General features: G+C 34.3%; 22 protein-coding genes. 7 read left to right on the forward strand and 15 right to left on the reverse strand.

What is annotated here, in order from left to right; all coding sequences use genetic code 11:
• Together merA and F1592_RS12070 are read left to right on the forward strand one after the other, a co-directional pair.
• Positions 1 to 1,210 (forward strand): hypothiocyanous acid reductase MerA (gene merA, locus F1592_RS12065; protein ID WP_149809825.1); only part of this gene is annotated, 1,210 nt, incomplete at its 5' end.
• 232 nt (positions 1,211 to 1,442) lie between these two features.
• The gene (locus F1592_RS12070) at positions 1,443 to 1,646 is read left to right on the forward strand and encodes a cold-shock protein (protein ID WP_049426256.1); all 204 of its coding nucleotides are present in this window, start codon (positions 1,443 to 1,445) and stop codon (positions 1,644 to 1,646) included.
• Between the two features lie 128 nt (positions 1,647 to 1,774).
• Here the strand turns inward: F1592_RS12070 and F1592_RS12075 are convergent, their stop codons facing one another.
• The 6 genes from F1592_RS12075 to pta form a co-directional block, all read right to left on the reverse strand.
• Positions 1,775 to 2,116, reverse strand: a complete 342-nt coding sequence (locus tag F1592_RS12075; RefSeq protein WP_011276654.1) for a YuzB family protein — start codon at positions 2,114 to 2,116, stop codon at positions 1,775 to 1,777.
• A 207-nt stretch (positions 2,117 to 2,323) separates the two neighbouring features.
• Positions 2,324 to 3,400: a phosphomevalonate kinase gene (locus F1592_RS12080; protein WP_053017131.1), complete on the reverse strand. Its 1,077-nt coding sequence runs from the start codon at positions 3,398 to 3,400 to the stop codon at positions 2,324 to 2,326.
• A gap of 12 nt (positions 3,401 to 3,412) precedes the next feature.
• Positions 3,413 to 4,396, reverse strand: coding sequence for a diphosphomevalonate decarboxylase (gene mvaD, locus F1592_RS12085; RefSeq protein WP_053017130.1), 984 nt, complete (start codon positions 4,394 to 4,396; stop codon positions 3,413 to 3,415).
• Between the two features lie 4 nt (positions 4,397 to 4,400).
• On the reverse strand, positions 4,401 to 5,324 hold the full coding sequence (gene mvk, locus F1592_RS12090) for a mevalonate kinase (protein WP_037537381.1): 924 nt from the start codon (positions 5,322 to 5,324) through the stop codon (positions 4,401 to 4,403).
• Positions 5,325 to 6,074: 750 nt separating this feature from the next.
• On the reverse strand, positions 6,075 to 6,917 hold the full coding sequence (locus tag F1592_RS12095; protein ID WP_016930863.1) for a lipoate--protein ligase family protein: 843 nt from the start codon (positions 6,915 to 6,917) through the stop codon (positions 6,075 to 6,077).
• A complete protein-coding gene (pta, locus tag F1592_RS12100; RefSeq protein WP_048668186.1) occupies positions 6,917 to 7,906 on the reverse strand; it encodes a phosphate acetyltransferase in 990 nt (329 codons plus the stop codon). Before pta ends, F1592_RS12095 begins: the two co-directional genes overlap by 1 nt.
• A 173-nt stretch (positions 7,907 to 8,079) precedes the next feature.
• Here pta and hemQ point away from each other — a divergent pair, with 173 nt between their 5' ends.
• From hemQ to F1592_RS12115, 3 genes are all read left to right on the forward strand, one after another.
• On the forward strand, positions 8,080 to 8,829 hold the full coding sequence (hemQ, locus tag F1592_RS12105; protein WP_011276660.1) for a hydrogen peroxide-dependent heme synthase: 750 nt from the start codon (positions 8,080 to 8,082) through the stop codon (positions 8,827 to 8,829).
• A gap of 738 nt (positions 8,830 to 9,567) precedes the next feature.
• On the forward strand, positions 9,568 to 10,335 hold the full coding sequence (locus F1592_RS12110) for a threonine/serine exporter family protein (RefSeq protein ID WP_053017129.1): 768 nt from the start codon (positions 9,568 to 9,570) through the stop codon (positions 10,333 to 10,335).
• 12 nt (positions 10,336 to 10,347) lie between these two features.
• Complete coding sequence (locus tag F1592_RS12115; RefSeq protein ID WP_011276662.1) at positions 10,348 to 10,800, forward strand: threonine/serine exporter family protein; 453 nt, start codon at positions 10,348 to 10,350, stop codon at positions 10,798 to 10,800.
• Between the two features lie 70 nt (positions 10,801 to 10,870).
• Here the strand turns inward: F1592_RS12115 and F1592_RS12120 are convergent, their stop codons facing one another.
• From F1592_RS12120 to F1592_RS12135, 4 genes are all read right to left on the reverse strand, one after another.
• Positions 10,871 to 12,349: an APC family permease gene (locus F1592_RS12120; RefSeq protein WP_053017128.1), complete on the reverse strand. Its 1,479-nt coding sequence runs from the start codon at positions 12,347 to 12,349 to the stop codon at positions 10,871 to 10,873.
• A 126-nt stretch (positions 12,350 to 12,475) separates the two neighbouring features.
• Positions 12,476 to 12,844, reverse strand: a complete 369-nt coding sequence (locus F1592_RS12125) for a DUF423 domain-containing protein (RefSeq protein ID WP_161632370.1) — start codon at positions 12,842 to 12,844, stop codon at positions 12,476 to 12,478.
• Positions 12,845 to 12,871: 27 nt separating this feature from the next.
• Complete coding sequence (locus tag F1592_RS12130; RefSeq protein ID WP_053017127.1) at positions 12,872 to 13,255, reverse strand: DUF5327 family protein; 384 nt, start codon at positions 13,253 to 13,255, stop codon at positions 12,872 to 12,874.
• Positions 13,256 to 13,915, reverse strand: a complete 660-nt coding sequence (locus F1592_RS12135) for a uracil-DNA glycosylase (RefSeq protein ID WP_053017126.1) — start codon at positions 13,913 to 13,915, stop codon at positions 13,256 to 13,258.
• A gap of 139 nt (positions 13,916 to 14,054) precedes the next feature.
• Between F1592_RS12135 and thiD the strand changes: the two genes are divergently transcribed.
• Both thiD and vraX read left to right on the forward strand, forming a co-directional pair.
• Positions 14,055 to 14,885, forward strand: a complete 831-nt coding sequence (gene thiD / locus F1592_RS12140) for a bifunctional hydroxymethylpyrimidine kinase/phosphomethylpyrimidine kinase (RefSeq protein WP_053017125.1) — start codon at positions 14,055 to 14,057, stop codon at positions 14,883 to 14,885.
• Positions 14,886 to 15,135: 250 nt separating this feature from the next.
• Complete coding sequence (vraX, locus tag F1592_RS12145; protein ID WP_011276668.1) at positions 15,136 to 15,306, forward strand: C1q-binding complement inhibitor VraX; 171 nt, start codon at positions 15,136 to 15,138, stop codon at positions 15,304 to 15,306.
• A gap of 338 nt (positions 15,307 to 15,644) precedes the next feature.
• On the opposite strand, the gene F1592_RS12150 is transcribed toward vraX, so the two are convergent.
• The 5 genes from F1592_RS12150 to F1592_RS12170 form a co-directional block, all read right to left on the reverse strand.
• Positions 15,645 to 17,051 carry an MFS transporter gene (locus F1592_RS12150; protein ID WP_053017124.1) on the reverse strand — a complete coding sequence of 469 codons (1,407 nt, stop codon included), beginning with the start codon at positions 17,049 to 17,051 and terminating at the stop codon, positions 15,645 to 15,647.
• Positions 17,052 to 17,244: 193 nt separating this feature from the next.
• Positions 17,245 to 17,505 (reverse strand): hypothetical protein, encoded by a 261-nt coding sequence (locus tag F1592_RS12155; protein WP_011276670.1) that lies wholly within the window; start codon positions 17,503 to 17,505, stop codon positions 17,245 to 17,247.
• The gene (locus tag F1592_RS12160; protein ID WP_107609798.1) at positions 17,495 to 17,875 is read right to left on the reverse strand and encodes a protein VraC; all 381 of its coding nucleotides are present in this window, start codon (positions 17,873 to 17,875) and stop codon (positions 17,495 to 17,497) included. The genes F1592_RS12155 and F1592_RS12160 overlap by 11 nt, the downstream gene beginning before the upstream one ends.
• The gene (locus F1592_RS12165; RefSeq protein WP_053017122.1) at positions 17,844 to 18,989 is read right to left on the reverse strand and encodes an acetyl-CoA C-acyltransferase; all 1,146 of its coding nucleotides are present in this window, start codon (positions 18,987 to 18,989) and stop codon (positions 17,844 to 17,846) included. The genes F1592_RS12160 and F1592_RS12165 overlap by 32 nt, the downstream gene beginning before the upstream one ends.
• Positions 18,986 to 20,371, reverse strand: a complete 1,386-nt coding sequence (locus F1592_RS12170) for a long-chain fatty acid--CoA ligase (protein ID WP_053017121.1) — start codon at positions 20,369 to 20,371, stop codon at positions 18,986 to 18,988. Before F1592_RS12170 ends, F1592_RS12165 begins: the two co-directional genes overlap by 4 nt.
• Between the last annotated feature and the right edge of the window lie 148 nt (positions 20,372 to 20,519).

A 20,519-nucleotide genomic window follows, 5' to 3' on the forward strand; every position in this document is an offset into this window, starting at 1 on the left:
GAAGTATACACAATTAACCAACCACGGTTGTATCCCGTCTAAAGTACTCGTACATGATGGGATTGATGGTACAGACTTTGGTACTGCCTTTTCAAGAAAAAAAGACGTAGTTAGCGCACTAAATAAGAAAAATTATAATAACTTAGCAAATGATACAAACATTGAAGTATTCAATTACAAAGCGCAATTCAAATCTAATACTGAAGTTAATCTACTAGACGAGGATGGTGCTATTGTACATACTTTAACTGCGGATAGAATTATTATTAATACAGGCGCAAAATCGAATATTCCATCTATCCCGGGTATCGAAAGTGCTAAACATTTATTTGATTCACAAGGTTTATTGAATATTGCATATCAACCTAAGCATTTAGTCATCATCGGTGGTGGCTATATCGCCCTAGAATTTGCTTCAATGTTTGCTAATTTTGGCTCAAAAGTCACAGTTATAGAACACGGCGAACATATCATGCCACGTGAAGATCAAGACGTGGTTGCACGTGCAATTAAAGATTTAGAGGACAAAGGGATTACCTTTGTCACAAATGCAGATACGCTAGAATTTAAAAATAACAACAACCAAACGACAATTGTAACTTCTAAAGGCAATTTCTCAGCTGACGCTGTATTGATAGCTACAGGTCGTATACCTAATACTGATTTAGCGCTTGAAGAAACTGATGTTGAACTTGGTGAACGTGGTGAGATCAAAGTGAATGAGCATCTTCAAACTTCAGTCGAACATATTTATGCTGTTGGAGATGTCAAAGGCGGACTACAATTCACTTATATCTCTCTGGACGACTTTAGAATTCTAAAATCTACACTATATGGTGACCAATCGCGTACTACACTTAACCGCGGTACAATTCCTTACACTGTCTTTATTGATCCACCATTTTCTCGAGTAGGTTTAACAGCTAAAGAAGCTCAAACTCAAGGCTATAATTATAATGAAAATACATTACTTGTCGCTCAAATTCCGAGACATAAGATTAATAATGACGCTCGCGGCATTTTCAAAGTTGTTATCGATAAAGATACTGATTTGATTTTAGGTGCTACACTTTATGGCAAAGAATCAGAAGAAATTATTAATTTAATTAAGTTAGCAATCGATCAACATATACCTTACCAAGTTCTAAGGGATACTATTTATACTCACCCAACTATAGTAGAATCCTTTAATGATTTGTTTAATATTTAAAAATTTTTAATTTATTAAAATACTGTCATACTAGTACTTCAAGAGATATAAATTCAACTTATCAATATTTTTAAAAATAAAAAGCTTTACTTATTAATAAATAACAGTTATAGTTAATCTAACGTAATAAAAGCTCGTGAATTTAAATGTAGTGTGTTTGTTTAGAATACTCTCTTTTTTATAAATGAATTTGTTACAAATATTCGTGCAAAAGCACATGGAGGTATTCTATATGAATAACGGTACAGTAAAATGGTTTAACGCAGAAAAAGGTTTTGGTTTCATCGAAAGAGAAGACGGAAGTGACGTATTCGTACACTTCAGCGGTATCGCTGGTGAAGGTTACAAAACTTTAGAAGAAGGTCAAAAAGTTGACTTCGATATTACTGAAGGTCAACGTGGCGAACAAGCAACTAACGTTGTTGTAATGTCATAGGATTAGACCTAATTAAGCGCTTAGAAGATAAATATCTTCTAAGTGCTTTTTTTTACAATAAAAAAGCTACGACAATATTCAGGTTAGAATACACTCATAGCTTAAGTTTATAATATAACTTGATTCCTCTATTTTATCGCCTTACGTTTAGCTAATTTCTCTTTTAGCTTTCGATCTTGTTCTTCTTTACGGCGTTTACGTTCCTCATTACGCTTTCTTAATCGTTCTTCTTCTTCCGGATCTCTTGGTTTTTTTAGCTGAGCTGTGACTTTTTCTAACAATTCGTCTTCAGTAAGCGCAGCAAGTGGTCGATTATTGACGAAGGCAAACGTTTTTCGACGTCCAGGGCCACAATAAGATTGACAGCCGATTTCAATTTCTGCTTCTGGATCTAATTTTTCTAATTTTCTTTTCAAAGTTTTGATATTTACCGCCTGACATTCATCACATATTAAAAATTTATTTTTCACCTTGCCACCTACCTTTCTATATTGTCGTTTCTATCCTAAATTTTGAAGCATATTAATACGAATCAATGAATTTAACTCTAATTATTTTACTCCTTTTACAAGAAAATTCAAGCCTATCATTAAAAGTCCTTCTCATCCATAATAAAAAAGAGCAAGACGCTGATTCAACATTTGAATTTAGTCCTACTCACTTATTAGTTTATATTATTATTGTCCATGATAAATTTTAAATTTCAACGGTTTAATACCGTGTGATGCCCATTCATTATAAATACGATTTTTATCAATGCGATTATCAATAATGGCGATACCGCAATCGCCACCGCCAGCACCTGATGTCTTGGCAGCAGCACCATAACGTTCTCCAATATCACATAACATTTTTAAATTTTCAGTTTCAATGTCGACTGTCGCTTCATTATCCATTTGTTGAATAATCATACGATTTTGTCGAATCATTTTCTGAACACCTTTAATATTATTTGTTTTAAACGCATAGATAAGATTTTCAACACATGTATGAGATTGATCAAGGAATCTTCCATAAAAAGAAGGATCTGATTTTAAGCGTTTCACTTCACTGACTAAATGAGGTGATGAAGCAGGCGAACCTGTCCAACCGATTAAGACTTCCATATTCTCTGGGGCCTGTAAAGGTTCAATATGAAGACCCGGCCAATTTTTTTCTAATACTTCATTAACTGATGTTTCTTCCATCTGTTGTTTGACCCAATCGTGATCGAAAGTACTATAAGCTAGCCAGCCACTGTATACACTTACAGCTATATCACCACATGAGCTTAAACTTTGTAATCGCATATTAGAAATGACTGCAAGTTTATAAATATATAGGTTAGATAATTGCATATCGTAAAACTCATTTAATGCTTTGACGACTGACACTAAAACTGCCGCACTAGAACCAAGCCCATATTTATTACCTGAAGCATCATCTAAATTACTATCGATTTCTAAATGAAAATGCTTCAATTTGACGTTGCAACTTCTCGCATATTGTTCGAAAACTTCAATTGCAGTTACAACATACTTTAATTGACTAGCAGCATTAGCATCGGAGATATCAATTTTATCTTCATTGCGATTAAACGTTACAGGTTCATAATGTAATGTCTTGGAATGAATCGTACCTGTTACTGCATTAGAAGCTTCAATTGAAGCTGTAACAAATCGATCGACCGCAATTAAGACAGACTTATATCCTGGCTCAGTCACTGCATATTCACCTGCTACATAAAGCTTTCCTGGTGCTTTCACCTGAATCATTATATCTCTTCCTTACTTAATTATTTCGACTCCTGATTGGGTAATGTCACTTGTGATGATTTGTGATTGATCAAATTCTTGTAAGAATTTATCTACGATAGCTTGTTGATTTTTCTTTTCAATCAATACTTTAACGTTAGGACCCGCGTCCATTGTAAAGTAGCAAGGTAATCCCGCTTCTCTACATTCATGAACGATGCGCATAGCATCATAACTTTCTGGTACTAAATATGTAAATGGAGGTTGTGCTCCCAAATTAGTTGCATGCATGCGTAAACCATTAGCTTCAATAACTTCACCCATACGTTTGAAATCTTTTTGAGCAATGGCTTCTTTAGTCTCTTTCAAATCTGGTTCAACGTTATCTAACCAATATTGATAAAAACGTGACGTATCACGTGTGAGTGACATGCCTGAACGACTGGATACCTTTTTAGATTTGTTATTGATAACAACAAAAACCATAGCCAGTTCATTTTCCCAGCCATCCGCTTCAACACGGTGTGCAAACGAAGATTCATCGTCATGTCCCTTTTCCCATTCAGCAAACCCACCATAAATACTACGAGATGCTGAACCAGACCCACGACGCGCTAAACGTGAAAGATCTTTATCAGATAAACCTAATTGTAGAGCTTCATTACACGCACCAGCTAATGCAGCATATGCACTTGCTGACGAAGCTAATCCTGCAGCTGTTGGAACAAAATTCTCACTTTCAATAAGCGCATATTCTGAAATCCCAGCTTCTTTACGAATCATTTCCATATAACGTTGAATCTTAGCGCTTTCCTTAGCGTTTACAGCTTCCCCGTTAAGAATTAACTGATCTTCTGTTAATGTTTCATCAAATGTTACACGCGTTTCAGTGTAAAAACGGTCTAGTGTAACTGACAAACTATTATTCATTGGTATGATTAATGCCTCATCGGCTTTACCCCAATATTTAATCAGTGCAATATTCGTATGTGCGCGTGCTTTACCACTCTTTTTCAATGGTTTATCCTCCTAACTTCTCAATCCATGTATGTTGTGCACCAGCTTTTTCAACTGCAGCGACAATATTCTTAGCTGTTTGCAATTCTTTAGCTAAGATAAGCATACTACCACCACGGCCGCCACCTGTTAGTTTGCCAGCAACTGAACCATTCTCTTCTCCTAAGCGAAGAAACATTTCTATTTTGTCATGACTCACCGTCAATGTTCTCAAGTCATCTTGACATTGATTAAAGATTGTAGCTAATTGATCAAAACTATGATGCTCAATCGCTTCACTTGCTGAATATACTAAAGAACCAATATGTTCAACAACTTGCATATAATTCTTATCATTATCACACAATTGATGCACATCTTCGACTGCTTGTTTAGTAGAACCTTTAACACCTGTATCGATAACTACCATATAACCATCTAAATCTAAGGTCTTTAATATTTCAACTTCGCCCTTTTGATACCAAACAGGTTGATTCGTAACGATTGTCTTAGTATCTATACCACTTGGTTTACCATGAGCTATACGTTCTGCCCAGTCTGCATTTTCTAATAATTCTTTATCAGTTAGTGGTAAACCTAAATAATCATAGCTTGCTCTTATGAAAGCGACAGCAACGGCTGCACTTGATCCTAAACCTCTAGATGGTGGTAAATTTGCTTGAATTTTTATTAATAATGGCTCTTCTACCTTTTTATTCTCTACGAAATGGCCAATTAAAGATTTCAAATGTTCTGGCGCATCATAAAGTGGTCCATCATAGACATCACTTTGTATCGCTGAGTAATTACCTTTTTCCAAACTTTCGATTAAGACTTTTACTTTTCCTGAAGTAAACGGAATCGCAATTGCAGGTTCACCAAATGTTACCGCATGCTCCCCGATTAATATTATTTTGCCGTTAGACTCCCCATAGCCACGTTGTACCATGATATCTCACCTTTAATATTCTTTCTGAAAAATTATTTTCGAGGTCAGTGGATATACTTATCATGCATATATCCTAAATCTTTCAACTCTATAAATGCCTATGTCAATTTGTATTTAAATTACTGACCTTTTATCGTAGTGTGTACGCAAATTAACTTTATAATTGCATGTCATAGTCTATCCACATTTTTGTAACCTTTTTCGACTTGAATAAAAGATAGACTCAGTTAATTTAACTTTAAAACTTAAAAATATTTATACCCTAAAATTAAAATCTCTAACATACTGCCATGTTAGTCTTTTAATTAAGATGGCCTTTGTTCTTGATTAATCTCCACCATCAATATATTAAAATGATACACAATCTACATCGTTTTTATATTAATCCACCTAAACTATATTACTATAAAAAGTAATAGGAATATAGCAATTTATAATAAATTTGATATATAATTCCACCTAAAATTACATTATTCCAAATGAAAAGGGAGTAGAACAGAAATAATATTTTCCCAGAATTTTTTTCGTTGTATCCCCAGCTTGCTTTGCTTGTAGAATTTCTTTAGGAAATTCTCTTTGCTGGGGCCCCGATTACGAGGCAAGGATGACTAGGTTTGAAAAAACGCTTGACGCAAGCGCATTTTCAAATCAGTCAGCTACTGACAACATGATAAAGTAGGCTGAGACATTTTATTTTGTCCCAGCCTCTTTAACTGTATCAAATTTTCAATTTTAAAAGTTGTTTCACGCTTAATCAGCTTCTATCGAACGATTCATCTTCTCATTACGATCTATCATCTTGTCGAAGTAACCTTCATAACGTGTCCATTCATCTTCAGTGATTGGATCCATATTCAGATTACCACCTAAATCTTTAATAGCGTGTAATAATTGGAACATCACGTCTTGGACTTTAATCTCTCGCCCAAACAACGTTTCCAGTGATGCCATACATTCAGGTTGTATATCCGGATATTTAAATTTAGTCACTTCGCCTTTAAGTGCATGTTCATAGAAGACACGCATCATTTCCGCGCGTTCTGAACCTGATCCTTCAACACAAAGATATATTTGCACTGCAATACCACCACGTACACGACGTTGTGAAATGCCGGCAAACTTTTTACCATCAATGCTTAAATCAAATTTTCCTGGGCAATATGAGTGCTCAATCTCTCGTGTATCAATCTCTACATCTTCATTTTCAAACATTTTGCAAATCAATAAATACATTACTGTAAATGCTTCATCAATTGTCGTTTCCGTTTGACCTTTGAAAATAAGTGAGATATTTAATACTCCTTGATCTAACACGACACCAAGACCACCCGAATTCCTCACAATTGCGTTATAACCTATTTCATCAGTTAAATATCGAATACCATCTTTAAGAAATGGTAAACGCGAATCATGAATACCGAGAATAACGGTATGTTGGTGAATCCATGTTCTGACCACATTGCATGATAAATCTTTTCCTACGCTTTCTGAAAACGTATCGTCAAAAGCAAATGATTGCATTGGTGCTAAACCAGACGAATGGTCTACATAGCGCCAATCGATATCATTAAAGTATTTACTCGCTAAGTCCATTATTGTAATGTTTGAGCAGCTGTAATGATTGATAATTTATAAACGTCTTCAGTTGAGCAACCGCGTGATAAGTCGTTAACAGGTGAGTTTAAACCTTGTAATACAGGACCAACTGCGTCAAAACCACCTAAACGTTGAGCAATTTTGTATCCAATATTACCTGCTTCTAAACTTGGGAATACAAAGACATTCGCATTACCTTGAATTTTAGCGCCTGGCGCTTTTTTCTCAGCTACTGAAGGTACAATAGCAGCATCAAATTGGAATTCACCATCAATTACAACGTCTGTTAAGCCTTCAGATTCTACTTTTTCTTGAGCTAATTTAACTGCATTTGCTACTTTATCAACATCGTCAGATTTAGCTGAACCTTTAGTTGAGAAGCTTAACATAGCAACACGTGGGTCCATGCCGAAACTTTTAGCTGATTTCGCACTTTCAACTGCGATTTCTGCTAAATCAGATGATTCTAATGTTGGGTTAATTGCACAATCACCGAATACATATTGTTGATCATCTTTAATCATAAAGAAGATACCAGAAGTTTTAGATACGCCTGGTTTCGTTTTAATGATTTGTAATGCAGGGCGAACAGTATCTCCAGTTGAATGTGCTGCACCACTTACTAACCCGTCAGCATGACCAGCGTAAACTAACATTGTACCGAAATAGTTAACGTTATTTAATAATTCATCAGCTTGTTCTTCAGTTGCTTTACCTTTACGGCGTTCAACGAATGATTTAACTAATTCTGGTTTTAATTCGCTTGTAGATGGATTAATGACTTCGATGTCTGAAACATCTAATCCTTTATCTTTAGCTAATAAGTTGATTTTGTCATAGTCACCTAAAACTACAGGTGTTACATAGTCAGTTGCTTGTAATTGTGTAGCAGCTGTTAACACACGCTCATCTTCACCCTCAGGTAATACGATTTTGACATTTTTTCCTGAAAGTTTTTCTTGTAATACATCTAATAAACTAGACATAATGCCCTCCTAAATAATTTCATAATAATATTTTGCACTCTAATTATACTGTATTTATAGTGATATTTCCATTTCACTAATTTGTAATCATTTAAGTATGTTTACTAATTCTCTTTATGATAAAATTTAGTCTGTATTAAATAATAATAATCAATTTTGAAGGAGCGATACACATGAGTGAAGCAGCTGAAACTTTAGATGGTTGGTACAGTCTTCATTTATTTTATGCTGTAGATTGGGCGACATTTAGACTAGTGCCTGAGGATGAACGTGAAGCTATGATCAATGAATTCAAGACATTCATTAACGATAAAGCTAGTGCTAGAGAACAACAAGCTGGCGACTATGCGCTATATAATATTACAGGTCAAAAAGCTGACATTCTATTATGGTACTTACGTCCAGAAATGAAAGAACTTAATGAAATTGAAAATGAACTCAATAAACTTCGTATTGCTGATTTCTTTATTCAAACATACTCATACGTCTCAGTGATTGAATTAGGTAATTACTTAGCAGGTAAGTCTGATGAAGATCCATATCAAAATCCACATGTTAGAGCGAGATTATATCCTGAATTACCTAGAACAGAGTATATTTGTTTCTATCCAATGGATAAACGTCGTAATGAGACTTATAACTGGTATATGTTACCAATGGAAGAACGTAAGAAATTAATGTATAACCATGGTATGATTGGTCGACAATATGCAGGTAAGATCAAACAATTCATCACAGGGTCAGTCGGTTTTGATGACTTTGAATGGGGCGTAACTTTATTCTCTGATGATGTACTACAATTCAAAAAAATTGTATACGAAATGCGTTTTGATGAGACAACTGCTAGATATGGAGAATTTGGTGGTTTCTATATTGGTCACATTTTAAAAACAGATGATTTCGAACACTTTTTTGCTATCTAAACTTGTTATTAGATAAATCTATTTTGTAAAATTCATAACTTGTTCCCTTCTAAGCTTGCTTGAACATGGCTTTGAAGGGAACTTTTTATTTATAGAAAATAAATCGATAATGGAACTCTAATGTATCTCTAACAAAGATGATGCGCCAAACTTTATAAGTGCCCACAATATCTTATTTTGATAATAGTTTAATAAACGAATATTTAGGGATTAGCTATTAATCGCCACATTTAAATAGGTTTTAAAACAACGATAACCTGAGGCACTTACTATGCCTCAGGCTATTATAGTGTAGTATGTGTTTTGGGAGAACTTAATTACTACTCTGAACATTAACAACTATGAAAATATTGTCGCTACCCAATATTATTCATAAATTGCTAACTAATTATTATTTAACCAAATTGTAATATTTTGAAACATTATAGAATGAGTTTGTATATATTTTTTATTTTAAATGTATTGCAACATTATACTATAATGATTAATGTACACTCTTTTTAATTTTTTAACATTTAATTGTCTTATTTTCTTCATTTGGAGCGCGGATTTTCTAGGCATTTGTTATACACAATGTGAGACTCTTTTTTATAAGAGCGAATCAGAGCTTAGAAACTTTTAATATAAGCGTGCTTACTTCAATTAGCTACTTTAATTTTGTATCATTAACCTAAAAGACTTTTATATCTTAGACTCATTGACTATAATTATGAGTACATCTTAACGAATGGTGATGAAATGGATAATACACAAATACACGAAAATGCAGATGAAAAATTAATTAAAGACGTTGTCATGATGGCTGGACGCATATTATTGGAGTCCGGTGCTGAAGGTACACGTGTTGAAGATACAATGACACGTATTGCACGTAAATTAGGCTATTCTGAGAGTAATAGCTTTGTTACCAATACTGTTATTCAATTTACATTACATAATGAATCTTATCCTCGAATTTTTAGAATTAATTCACGTGATACGAATCTCATTAAAATTTCTCAAACAAATGAAATCTCACGCTTAATCACAAAAGGTGCAATTACACTAGAAGAAGCTAAATTAAAACTTGAGAATATATATGTTGCTAAACGTGATAGTAGTTTACTATTCAAGGGAATTGCTGCTGCCATTATTGCTATTAGTTTCCTATATTTACAGGATGGCAAACTTGTCGATGTTATCACCGCATTGTTAGCGGGCGGCTTAGGTTATCTTGTAGTTGAAATACTAGATAGACGTTTACATGCGCAATTTATTCCAGAATTTTTAGGGTCACTCGTTATAGGAATTATTTCAGTACTTGGTCATTATTTATTACCCACAGGTGATCTTGCAACAATTATTATTGCCTCTGTAATGCCTATTGTTCCCGGAGTACTTATAACAAATGCCATTCAAGATCTATTTGGTGGACACATGCTTATGTTTACAACGAAGTCCTTAGAAGCACTCGTCACTGCTTTTGGTATTGGCGCTGGCGTTGGTTCAGTTTTAATCTTAGTTTAGGAGTGGGAATGAATGTTTTGGATATTAAACTTAATTTTTAGTTATACCGCTTCACTTTTTTTCTGTGTGATCTTCGATGCGCCTAGGAAACTTTATCTCTCTTGTGGATTTGTAGGAGCATGTGGTTGGATGGTTTACATTCTTTTTTATCAAGGTTTGAACACACATACGATCTACTCAAGTTTCTTCGGAAGTTTAGCGTTAGGTTTAATTAGTCACTATATGGCTCGTACAAAGAGAGAACCTGCAATTATCTTCATGGTACCTGGAATTATTCCTCTTGTACCTGGTGGTCTAGCGTTTGATGCTACTAAGAATTTAGTACTATTAGACTTCAGTAAAGCGATTAATACAATGCTTGAAGTAACACTCATTGCTGGCGCCATTGCGCTCGGCTTATTATTTGCAGACCAAATTTCTAAAATTATATTATCTGGTTTTGCAAGAACACGAAAAAGAATATAACATCATTTATACTATTGTTGATATTAGAAAAGCGCGTGGCTCCCTAGAGCCCGCGCTTTTTAAAGTTAAACTATTTATAAGTATCATCTACCATATCTTCAACTTCTTTTTCAGAACGATTTAAAATTAATCGACTTAATTCATCATTATCCATTCGCTTCAATTTAGGATAACGGATAACGAAGAAAATCAGTCCAATTACTAACCATCCACCTAAAGCAATATATGACGGCATTGAGAGCGATGCTGGTGATCCAGGCACTAACAATAACAGAAGGAAAATAAATGATACAATCGAACCAAAAATAGCGAATGTCTTATAAACAGGTCCGTACGTATTACTTTCTTTATTAAAACTGAACAACTTAGCTGCAGATAAACATGTAATAAAATAAGCAATTGATACGCCAGTTGACGACATATCAACAATCCATGTTAATGCAGTACGACCTAACCAAGGTGCAATTAATGTAACAGCTACTAAAAAGATAATCGCTACATATGGTGTCTTATATTTAGAGTGCAATTTACTAAAAGCAGTTGGCATGATGCCTGAACGCCCCATCGAGAATAACAATCGACTTGCACTCATTAAAAATCCATTTAAACCTGTAAATATACCCATAATAATTGCTATGGCTAATACACCTAAACCAATATAACCAAATGCTGACTGTGTTTCAGCACCTGTTACCCATAAGTTACCATTTAAACTTGCATTATTAGTACTTAACCAACCTGTGTATAAAATCATTACGACATACGTCAGTGACGCTGCCAACAAACTATACACTATCAATTTAAATGTCTTATTAGGTGAAAAGTTAAATTCTTCTGCAGTTTGAGGAATGTTGTCGAAGCCAACATACGCCCAAGGCGCTACTGCCACAATCATAATTATAGATGTGAACCAACCTGATTTAGGATTAGCTAATGGTTGTAAATTCTCAAATGCAAAATTATTTCCAAAGAATGAACCGAAAAACATAAGCAACACAACAATAACCATAGCTACGCAAAAGTAATATTGCAATGAACCTGATACACTTGCACCACGGATTGCTACTAGCATAAAGACAAGTAATAACACAGTGGCAATAATGATTTCAGTTATGTAAACGTCCCATCCTGCAATCGTGTATAACTTCCCATTATTCAACAAATCCGGAAGTAGGAATTTTACTAATAAACTAAATGCCGTTGCATTAAGTGCAACAACACATACATACCCAAATGTTAAGAACCATGATGAGAAGAAACTAACGTATCTACCAAAACTTAAGTAACTAAATGCAAAGGCGCCACCTGAAACTGGAAATTTTTCTACCAAGGCCCCATAACTTACTGCAATGAGTATCATTAATAATGCACCAATTACGATACCTATAGATGCAGCAATTGGACCAGATTGCTTAATCCAATCTCCAGGTAAAATAAAAGCACCCCAACCTATACATGAGCCATAAGCAATAGCCCAGACAAACTTTTCAGAGAGGTTCTGTTTCAAATCGCCTCTATCTATATTCTGATTTTGATTATTTTTACTCATAAAATAAACTCACCTCAAGTATGCTATATACCCAAAAGGTGAGTTGTTTAATCTATACTATTGACACAATATAAGTGCTTTGCAGTTTTATATAAAACTAATAAATTTGATAAATTATGTTAAATTTTATCCTACAAATTTAAATGTAGAGATAATAAGCATTAACCAACCCGCGATAAATAATACACCACCAATTGGTGTAATCGCTCCTAAGATACGGATTTGTGTTAAAGCTAATATATATAACGAACCACTAAAGAACACCACACCAAGGAAGAGAAGCCAACCTGCCCAATTCACATTAATAGATGTTGTACCACTAATAACACCAATAATGATTAATCCTAATCCATGGTACATTTGATAATTCACTGCTTTTTCCCAAACTGACATATATTTGTCCGATAATTTACCTTCAAGACCATGTGCACCAAATGCCCCAGTACCAACTGACATCATTGTACATAGCGCACCTAGTATTATAAATAATTTCATCATATACATTCATTCTCCTCATTCAGTTTAAAAATCAAATATTGATTCTCCATTACCAATTTCATCATCCGTTACCATTGTATTAGATGGCAAACTATTATTCTGTGACGATTTCATTGAATCTGGAACTTTTCCACCCATCGCCTCAATTTCTGCAGCAGTCACTTTGGATTTACCTTGTGACGATGATGTGTTTGAACTTTGATTTACTTTTGAAAATGACGTAGTCACAGTATTTGTAAAATCCTGACCTTGTGATTTTGATGACGCTGGCTTACTTTCGCTGTTAGCATATATTGACGTTAATGTATGAATCGCATACATATGTTTCTCGAATTGTTGCTCGTTAGTAGCCTCATCAGCTTGCACTAACTCATGTTCAATTAGTTGAATCACTTGCGCTCTATTCATTTAAGCCTCCCCATTCTCGCACCAATTGATAGGTGATTTACCTTTAGATTCTAAATAATCATTAGTTTTAGAATATGGTTTAGAACCAAAGAACCCACGATAAGCCGATAACGGACTTGGATGTGGCGATTTAATAATATAGTGTTTTGATGTATCAATTAATTTAATTTTCTGTTGTGCAGGCTTACCCCATAATATGAATACAACATCATCACGATGTTTCGAAATAGCTTGGATCACTTCATCTGTAAATGTTTCCCATCCAATATCCTTATGCGAGTGTGCTTGTCCTTGTCGAACCGTCAGAACAGTATTTAATAACAAGACACCTTCACGAGCCCAATCTTGTAAATGTGGTGATGTCCGATGACACCCAATATCATCTTCCAATTCCTGATACATATTTCTCAAAGAAGGTGGAAATTTAGCATTAGGTTGCACAGAAAACGCTAAACCATGGGCTTGATTCGGTCCATGATAAGGATCTTGACCTAATATAACCACTTTCACATCTTCAAAAGGTGTTAAATCAAAAGCTTGATAAATATTGTCTCTATCTGGATAGATGGTTTGTGTTGTATATTCTTTTTCTAAAAAATCGTGCATCTCTTTGAAATCGTGTCGTTCCGTAATATCATGAAATATTTCTGACCATTCCATCGTTTTCACCTCAAGCCATATTTTAACATAATGCTAACCTAATCAGTTATTGATTTTATACATTACTTCAAGCTAGCACGTAGTCTGATAAACGTGATATTATAAGACATAGATTAGAAATTGTCGGGAGTGAATTTACATGGCTTTAAAAAAAGTATTAACAATTGCAGGTTCAGATACAAGTGCGGGAGCTGGTATGCAAGCTGACCTTAAAACATTCCAAGAATTAGACACATACGGCATGGTCGCTTTAACAGCTGTTGTAACAATGGATAAGGAAACTTGGTCTCATGATGTGACACCACTTCCTATGGATTTATTTGAAAAGCAACTTGAAACAGCGATTTCAATTGGTCCAGATGCTGTTAAAACTGGCATGCTAGGTACTCAAGAAATCATTAAACGTGCTGGAGAAGCATTTGAAGAATCAGGCGCACAATATTTCGTAGTAGATCCTGTTATGGTATGTAAAGGTGAAGATGAAGTACTTAACCCAGGAAATACTGATGCAATGATTGAATATTTATTACCAAAAGCAACCGTTGTGACACCTAACTTATTTGAAGCAGGCCAACTTTCTGGTTTAGGTAAATTAACTTCAATCGAAGACATGAAGAAAGCAGCAGACATCATCTTTAATCAAGGCGCTCAACACGTCATTATTAAAGGTGGTAAAGCGTTAGATCAAGATAAATCTTACGACTTATACTATGACGGTAATACGTTCTACCAATTAACAACAGATATGTTCCAACAAAGCTACAACCACGGTGCCGGTTGTACATTCGCAGCCGCTACAACAGCATACTTAGCTAATGGTAAATCACCTAAAGAAGCTGTTATTAGTGCCAAAGCATTTGTTGCTTCAGCAATTAAAAATGGCTGGAAAATGAACGACTTCGTAGGTCCAGTAGATCATGGTGCCTATAATCGTGTTGAACACATCGTTGTAGACGTAGCAGAAGTTTAATAGTAAACACTTAATTTTTATAAACTCAAACTAACCTCCTCAATAAAGTCTTTATTAAGACCATTCATTGAGGAGGTATTTTATTTAAGTCATTCACATTAATTTAGGCTTATTATAAATTCTAGGTATTAAGTCGTAGAAAGTGATAGGCTATACGTTGTATCCAAAGTTGGTACCTTGGGCTCATGTTTTTATTTTAAAATTGCTTTACTATATTAAGTGTAGAGAGACAAAGGAGGAATTACACATCATGATTATCTACAAGCAAAATATAGAGAATGGTATCCCAATGTACGAAATCATTACGAAAACCTTCAAGACAATTACGGTAAAATTTGATGAAACGTTTAACAAGAATGAAATCTATAAATTGCTCTCTCTACTAGAAAATGACCTTGATAACATGAAACTAGGTTATTAAGTCATTTAGACATCAAGAAGCACAGTAAAAGTGTTTTCCAAATTGAGAATTCAAACAGATGAATTATTCCCAAAATTGATTTTAAAGTTCTTATGCCCCCCTAATACTATAAGTAACTTTATAAGTCATTAATCATTCCTAAACTCACCTTATTTAAATAGCGTCGATGTTAGACGAGGATTGTCCCCCCTCGTATGCTTAGAGAGTAACTTTAAGCTTTGCTAACATTGACGCTATATTTTTACGTCGTTAATTATTTATAGTACTTCTATTTAAAGTTAAATGAATTAAAAAACGCATTGATGCGAACGTGCATCAATGCGTTTAATTGATAATTATTATGCGTTTTTATTTTTCTTAACTTTAATCCACCATAATGCTTTTTTAGGATTTGATTCATAAAATTCTAAATCCTTTTTATTGTCAACATTAGGATAAGAACCTTTAAGTGATTTGCCTGCTGTACTTACATGCAGTACTGCAATCACAATAAAGCCGATAATACTAATAGCAGTTAAATAATACGCTGGTGCGTAAATGTTACCAGTTGATTCAACTAACCATGAGTTAACTAACGGTGTTGTACCACCAAATAGTGAAACTGAAATATTAAATGTAACTGCTAATGTACGATATCTAATATGTGTAAAGAACATTGTTGGTAATGAACCAGGCATTGTTGCTTCGTATGTTGATAAGAAGAAACCTAAAATAAACACACCAAGTATAATGAATGGTAATGATTTTGTATTGAGTAAACTAAATGCCACAATACTTAATAGTGTAAGACCACCAGTACCAATCAAGAATACTTTCTTCTCACCAATTTTATCCGCTAATTTACCGAAGAATAATGCTAACGGAATCATTACTGCCATAACACATGTAATTAACACACTTGTAGTTGTTTCATCAATTTTAACAATTTGTCCTAAGTATGTTGGTAAATAAGCAGTAACTGTATAGTTTGTTACATTGAAGAATACAACTGCTACGAAACATACTAAGATATCTTTAAAGTAATAACGGATAATTGTGAAGAATCCTATGTTATCACGTGCTGGTGTTTCTACATCATTTTCATAGATTGGAGATTCTTCAAGTTTACGACGTAAATAAAGTCCAAATAAACCAAGGAATAAACCTAAGATAAATGGAATTCTCCAACCCCACGCTTCCATTTGTGCATCACTTAAGAAGAAACTTAATAATGCGATCATAATTGAAGCTGCGATATAACCCGATAAAGTTCCAATTTCAAGACCACTACCTAAACTATTGCGCTTCTTATCTGGTGAAATTTCAGCAATATATGTCATTGCTCCAGCATATTCACCACCAGTAGAAAATCCTTGTAATATTCTAGCGAGCAGTAAGAGCGCTGGTGCCCATAATCCTATCATATCGTAGTTTGGTAAAACACCTATCGTTAATGTTGATAGAGCCATTAAAATAATAGTCGTCGTCAATACAACTTTACGACCGTACTTATCACCAATGATTCCAAACACTATCCCACCTATTGGTCGTAATAGGAAGGCAATTGCTAATGCTGCAAATGTAAATATTTGTTGAATCTGTGGGTTTTGTACTGGCGAAAAGAAATTCGCTCCGATATATGCCGTAGTGTACGCATAGACACCAAAGTCGAACCATTCCATGGCGTTACCAATACCCGTGGCAAATACAGTTTTCTTCGCTGTTTGTCCATCGACCATGTTAATTCTATCTTTTTTAAAATCCATGACCTGTAACACTCCTTCTTTTTATGTTACATAATTATACAGACCTAATGAATGTTGTCAAATTACTAAAAATAATATAAATTTCAAAAATACAATATTATTCATTTTACAAAATTTAACAACCTTCTTTTGTACACGCTTACATAATTTTAATAAAAACAAAAAAGGCTATAATTAAAAATTAATAATTTTATCAATTTCTAATTATAACTAGTTTTACCCCATTAGCTTTATTCGAAACAATAATCCGTTCGTTTTCAACCACTTCAAAATCTATTGTTTCATTGATATCAGTGGTTTGAACATACTTAATTTTATAGCTAGCCCATTGATCATCCATCATAGAAAATACCTTTTCAACAATTAATTGTCCTGGAACGATATACTCATGAATCGGATTTTCGTCATCTACAATTGCTAAATACTGTTCTACTATTTCCCTATTAAAAACCATATATTCCATCCTCTGAAATAAACGTTTGTTCGATAATCATACATGTTTTATTATTTTTATTAATTTCCAATTTAAAAATAAAACGGTCAAATTGCTTTACTTTTTCAGATTTTTTATGCGTTAAATATGCACAATATTGTATGTCGCTTTCTAAATCTTCAAACAATTCAACATTAGTACGTACTAATCGTATTGCTTCACCTTTAAAGATTTGAAACATTTTAAATTTAGGCCACAACTTTGCACACATTAGCGGTGGTACTGTGCCGTCATATTCCTTCCCTATTACACTACAATAAATTCGGACATCCTCGGAATGAAATTTAAACTCTCTTGTTTCATTGGCGCCACTTTTCAAAGAGTACCGCATTTCCCATACCTCCTCCTATACCCATCGTAGCAATTCCATATTGCCAATTAGGTAAGTTTAATAATCTAGCAACTAATGCCGCGCCACTAGCACTATATGGATGTCCAGTAGCAATCGCACCTCCCCATTGATTTACCTTGTCCAAACCTAAATGCAACTCATTTATAGATGCCAGCACTTGAGAACTAAATGCTTCGTTCAGTTCAATAGCTGATATATCTTCAATATTTAATTTCTGCCTTTTCAATAATTGAGAAACTGCGGGTACTGGACCTATCCCTAATAGGGTTGGATCCACACCTGTTGTAACAGCATCACTATATAACATTCCCCATTTAATCCCCATTGCCACAGCCATTTCCTTTTCCATTATTAAAGCTATTCCGGCGCCATCATTCTTCATGCAACTATTACCAACTGTAACTGTACCATTTGGTAATATCGGACGTAATCTATGTAAACGCGCCTCAGTCAGATTTGGTTTTAAACTTTCATCCCTATCAAACAACGCTCCTTTAATTGTAAGAGGAACAATCTCACGGTTAATATCACCATTATTAAAATGCGTTGTCACTAACCGATGACTACGTGCTGCAAATAAGTCTTGATCATTACGAGATATATTATAATGTTGCGCGACATTCTCAGCTGCTTCTATCATGCTTGGATCTTGACCTTCAGGTGCAAATGATGCACGCTCAAAAAATTGTGGTAATTGCATTTCATAGACAGATTGAGGACGCTTAATCTTCCATGGTGCACGACTTGTACTCTCTACGCCACCAGCAATGAACACCTTCCCAGCCTCACATTGCACCATTCGACACGCATAAATGATACTTTCTAAACCCGAGCCACATTGACGGTCTAATGTTATGCCAGGAATTCGATGATTTAAACCGGCTTCTAGTAACGACTTTCTCGCAACATTACCACCATTCCCTACAACATTACCTAATACAACATCATCCACTTGATCCATTACTTCAGGAAATGTTTGCTTCAAATTTTGAAAAAGTGGTAACAACAGCGCTTCAGGTTCTAAATGTCTTAACGCACCACCATATTTACCAAACGGTGTTCTTTTAGCCCATATTACAACTGCTTCTTTCATACTTTAAACGCTCCCTCTAAATATAATGTTTGAACAGTGTTACGTGCTACTTTGCCACTATTAGTAAATGGCAAATCTTTTACCCTTACAAGCTTTGAAGGAATTTCATATCTTGATAACGTTTGTCGTAAATACCGTCTCAATGTCGTATAATCAAGTTCTTGATTTCCTACATAGATTAATACTGCAATTTCTCCAAAACGTCTATGTGGCTCACCAACGACAACCGCTTCTTCAATTCCCTCTAATGATTTCACTTGCTGTTCTATTACATTTGGATATATATTTTTACCCCCAATAATAAGTCGATCACTTTTACGACTTACTAAATAAAGTTGATTATTTTGTATGTATGCATAATCTCCGGTTTCAATCCAGCTATGAGGTTGCACCACTTCAACATCGACATACCCTGAATAAATCATATTACTTTGAACCTTCAATAAACCTATTTTCCGATTATCTTGCGCTTCAAGTTTAATTGAAACATTAGGAAATACTTGACCAACAGAGTTAGTTGGTGATGTCTGATTAAAGTTATACGTAATAAAACTTGCTTCAGATGTTCCAAAAATTTCAATTATATTTGCGTTATTAAATTGTTCGGACACAGTTTTAAACAATGATTCTGACAGTTTCGCCCCACTAGAAAATATAGATTTAATGTGTGTGATAGTCGTATCTACATTCAGTAATTGATGCAACATGGTTGGTACAAGAAAAAGTGCGATATTAGAATGTTGTTCATTTAATATGGAAATGAATCGTTTTGCATCAAATTGTCGTTGTCCAATGAAAGTTCTACCTGAATATAATGCGTAAATACATGTATATAACGATAACGAATGTGCGAGTGGACCTGGTGCAGCGAGAGCTTTTTCATAGTTATATATAAGTTTTTCATTTTCAACATAAGATGCAATCCATGAAGGTTCATTACGATAATAAGCTTTAGGTAAGCCAGTAGTGCCAGATGTATATCCAATATGTAACAAGTCATCCACTTTTAATTGCTCAATTATATATTTTTCGTATGTACCAAATGATGTTGTACGTTTAAACTTTCCGACAGCAGTCGTTAGATATTCAATATGATAATTCTCTATAAGTTTATCTATAGTGTCACGTGACCATTTGTTATCTAAAAAGCATGGAACTCCATCCATCATTAAAACAACAAAATAATTTGTGATATTTACTATTGAAGAGTCACTTAATAGTGCCACTCTACTTCCAAGCTTAAATTTTGGTAAATTCAAAGTGCAATCACAAATTTTTTGGTATAAACTCTCATAATTTACAATTTCATCATCGATTTGCAGTGCTATGGATTGAGGCTGAACCTTAGCGTAATATTCAAGTCGCTTTATGATTTCTAGCATTGTATGACCTCTTCCGTTCTTAAATGTTAACTTCAATTTATATTATGTTAACATTATTTTCAATATAACTCACATACTATTACATTAAGAATTTCCCTAAAAGCGATATGTCATTTATTAATCTATAAAAAAAGGCTCTATAATAAAT

It is taken from the genome of Staphylococcus sp. GDX7P312P (genome assembly GCF_008385775.1).
GTDB classification, from domain to species: domain Bacteria; phylum Bacillota; class Bacilli; order Staphylococcales; family Staphylococcaceae; genus Staphylococcus; species Staphylococcus haemolyticus.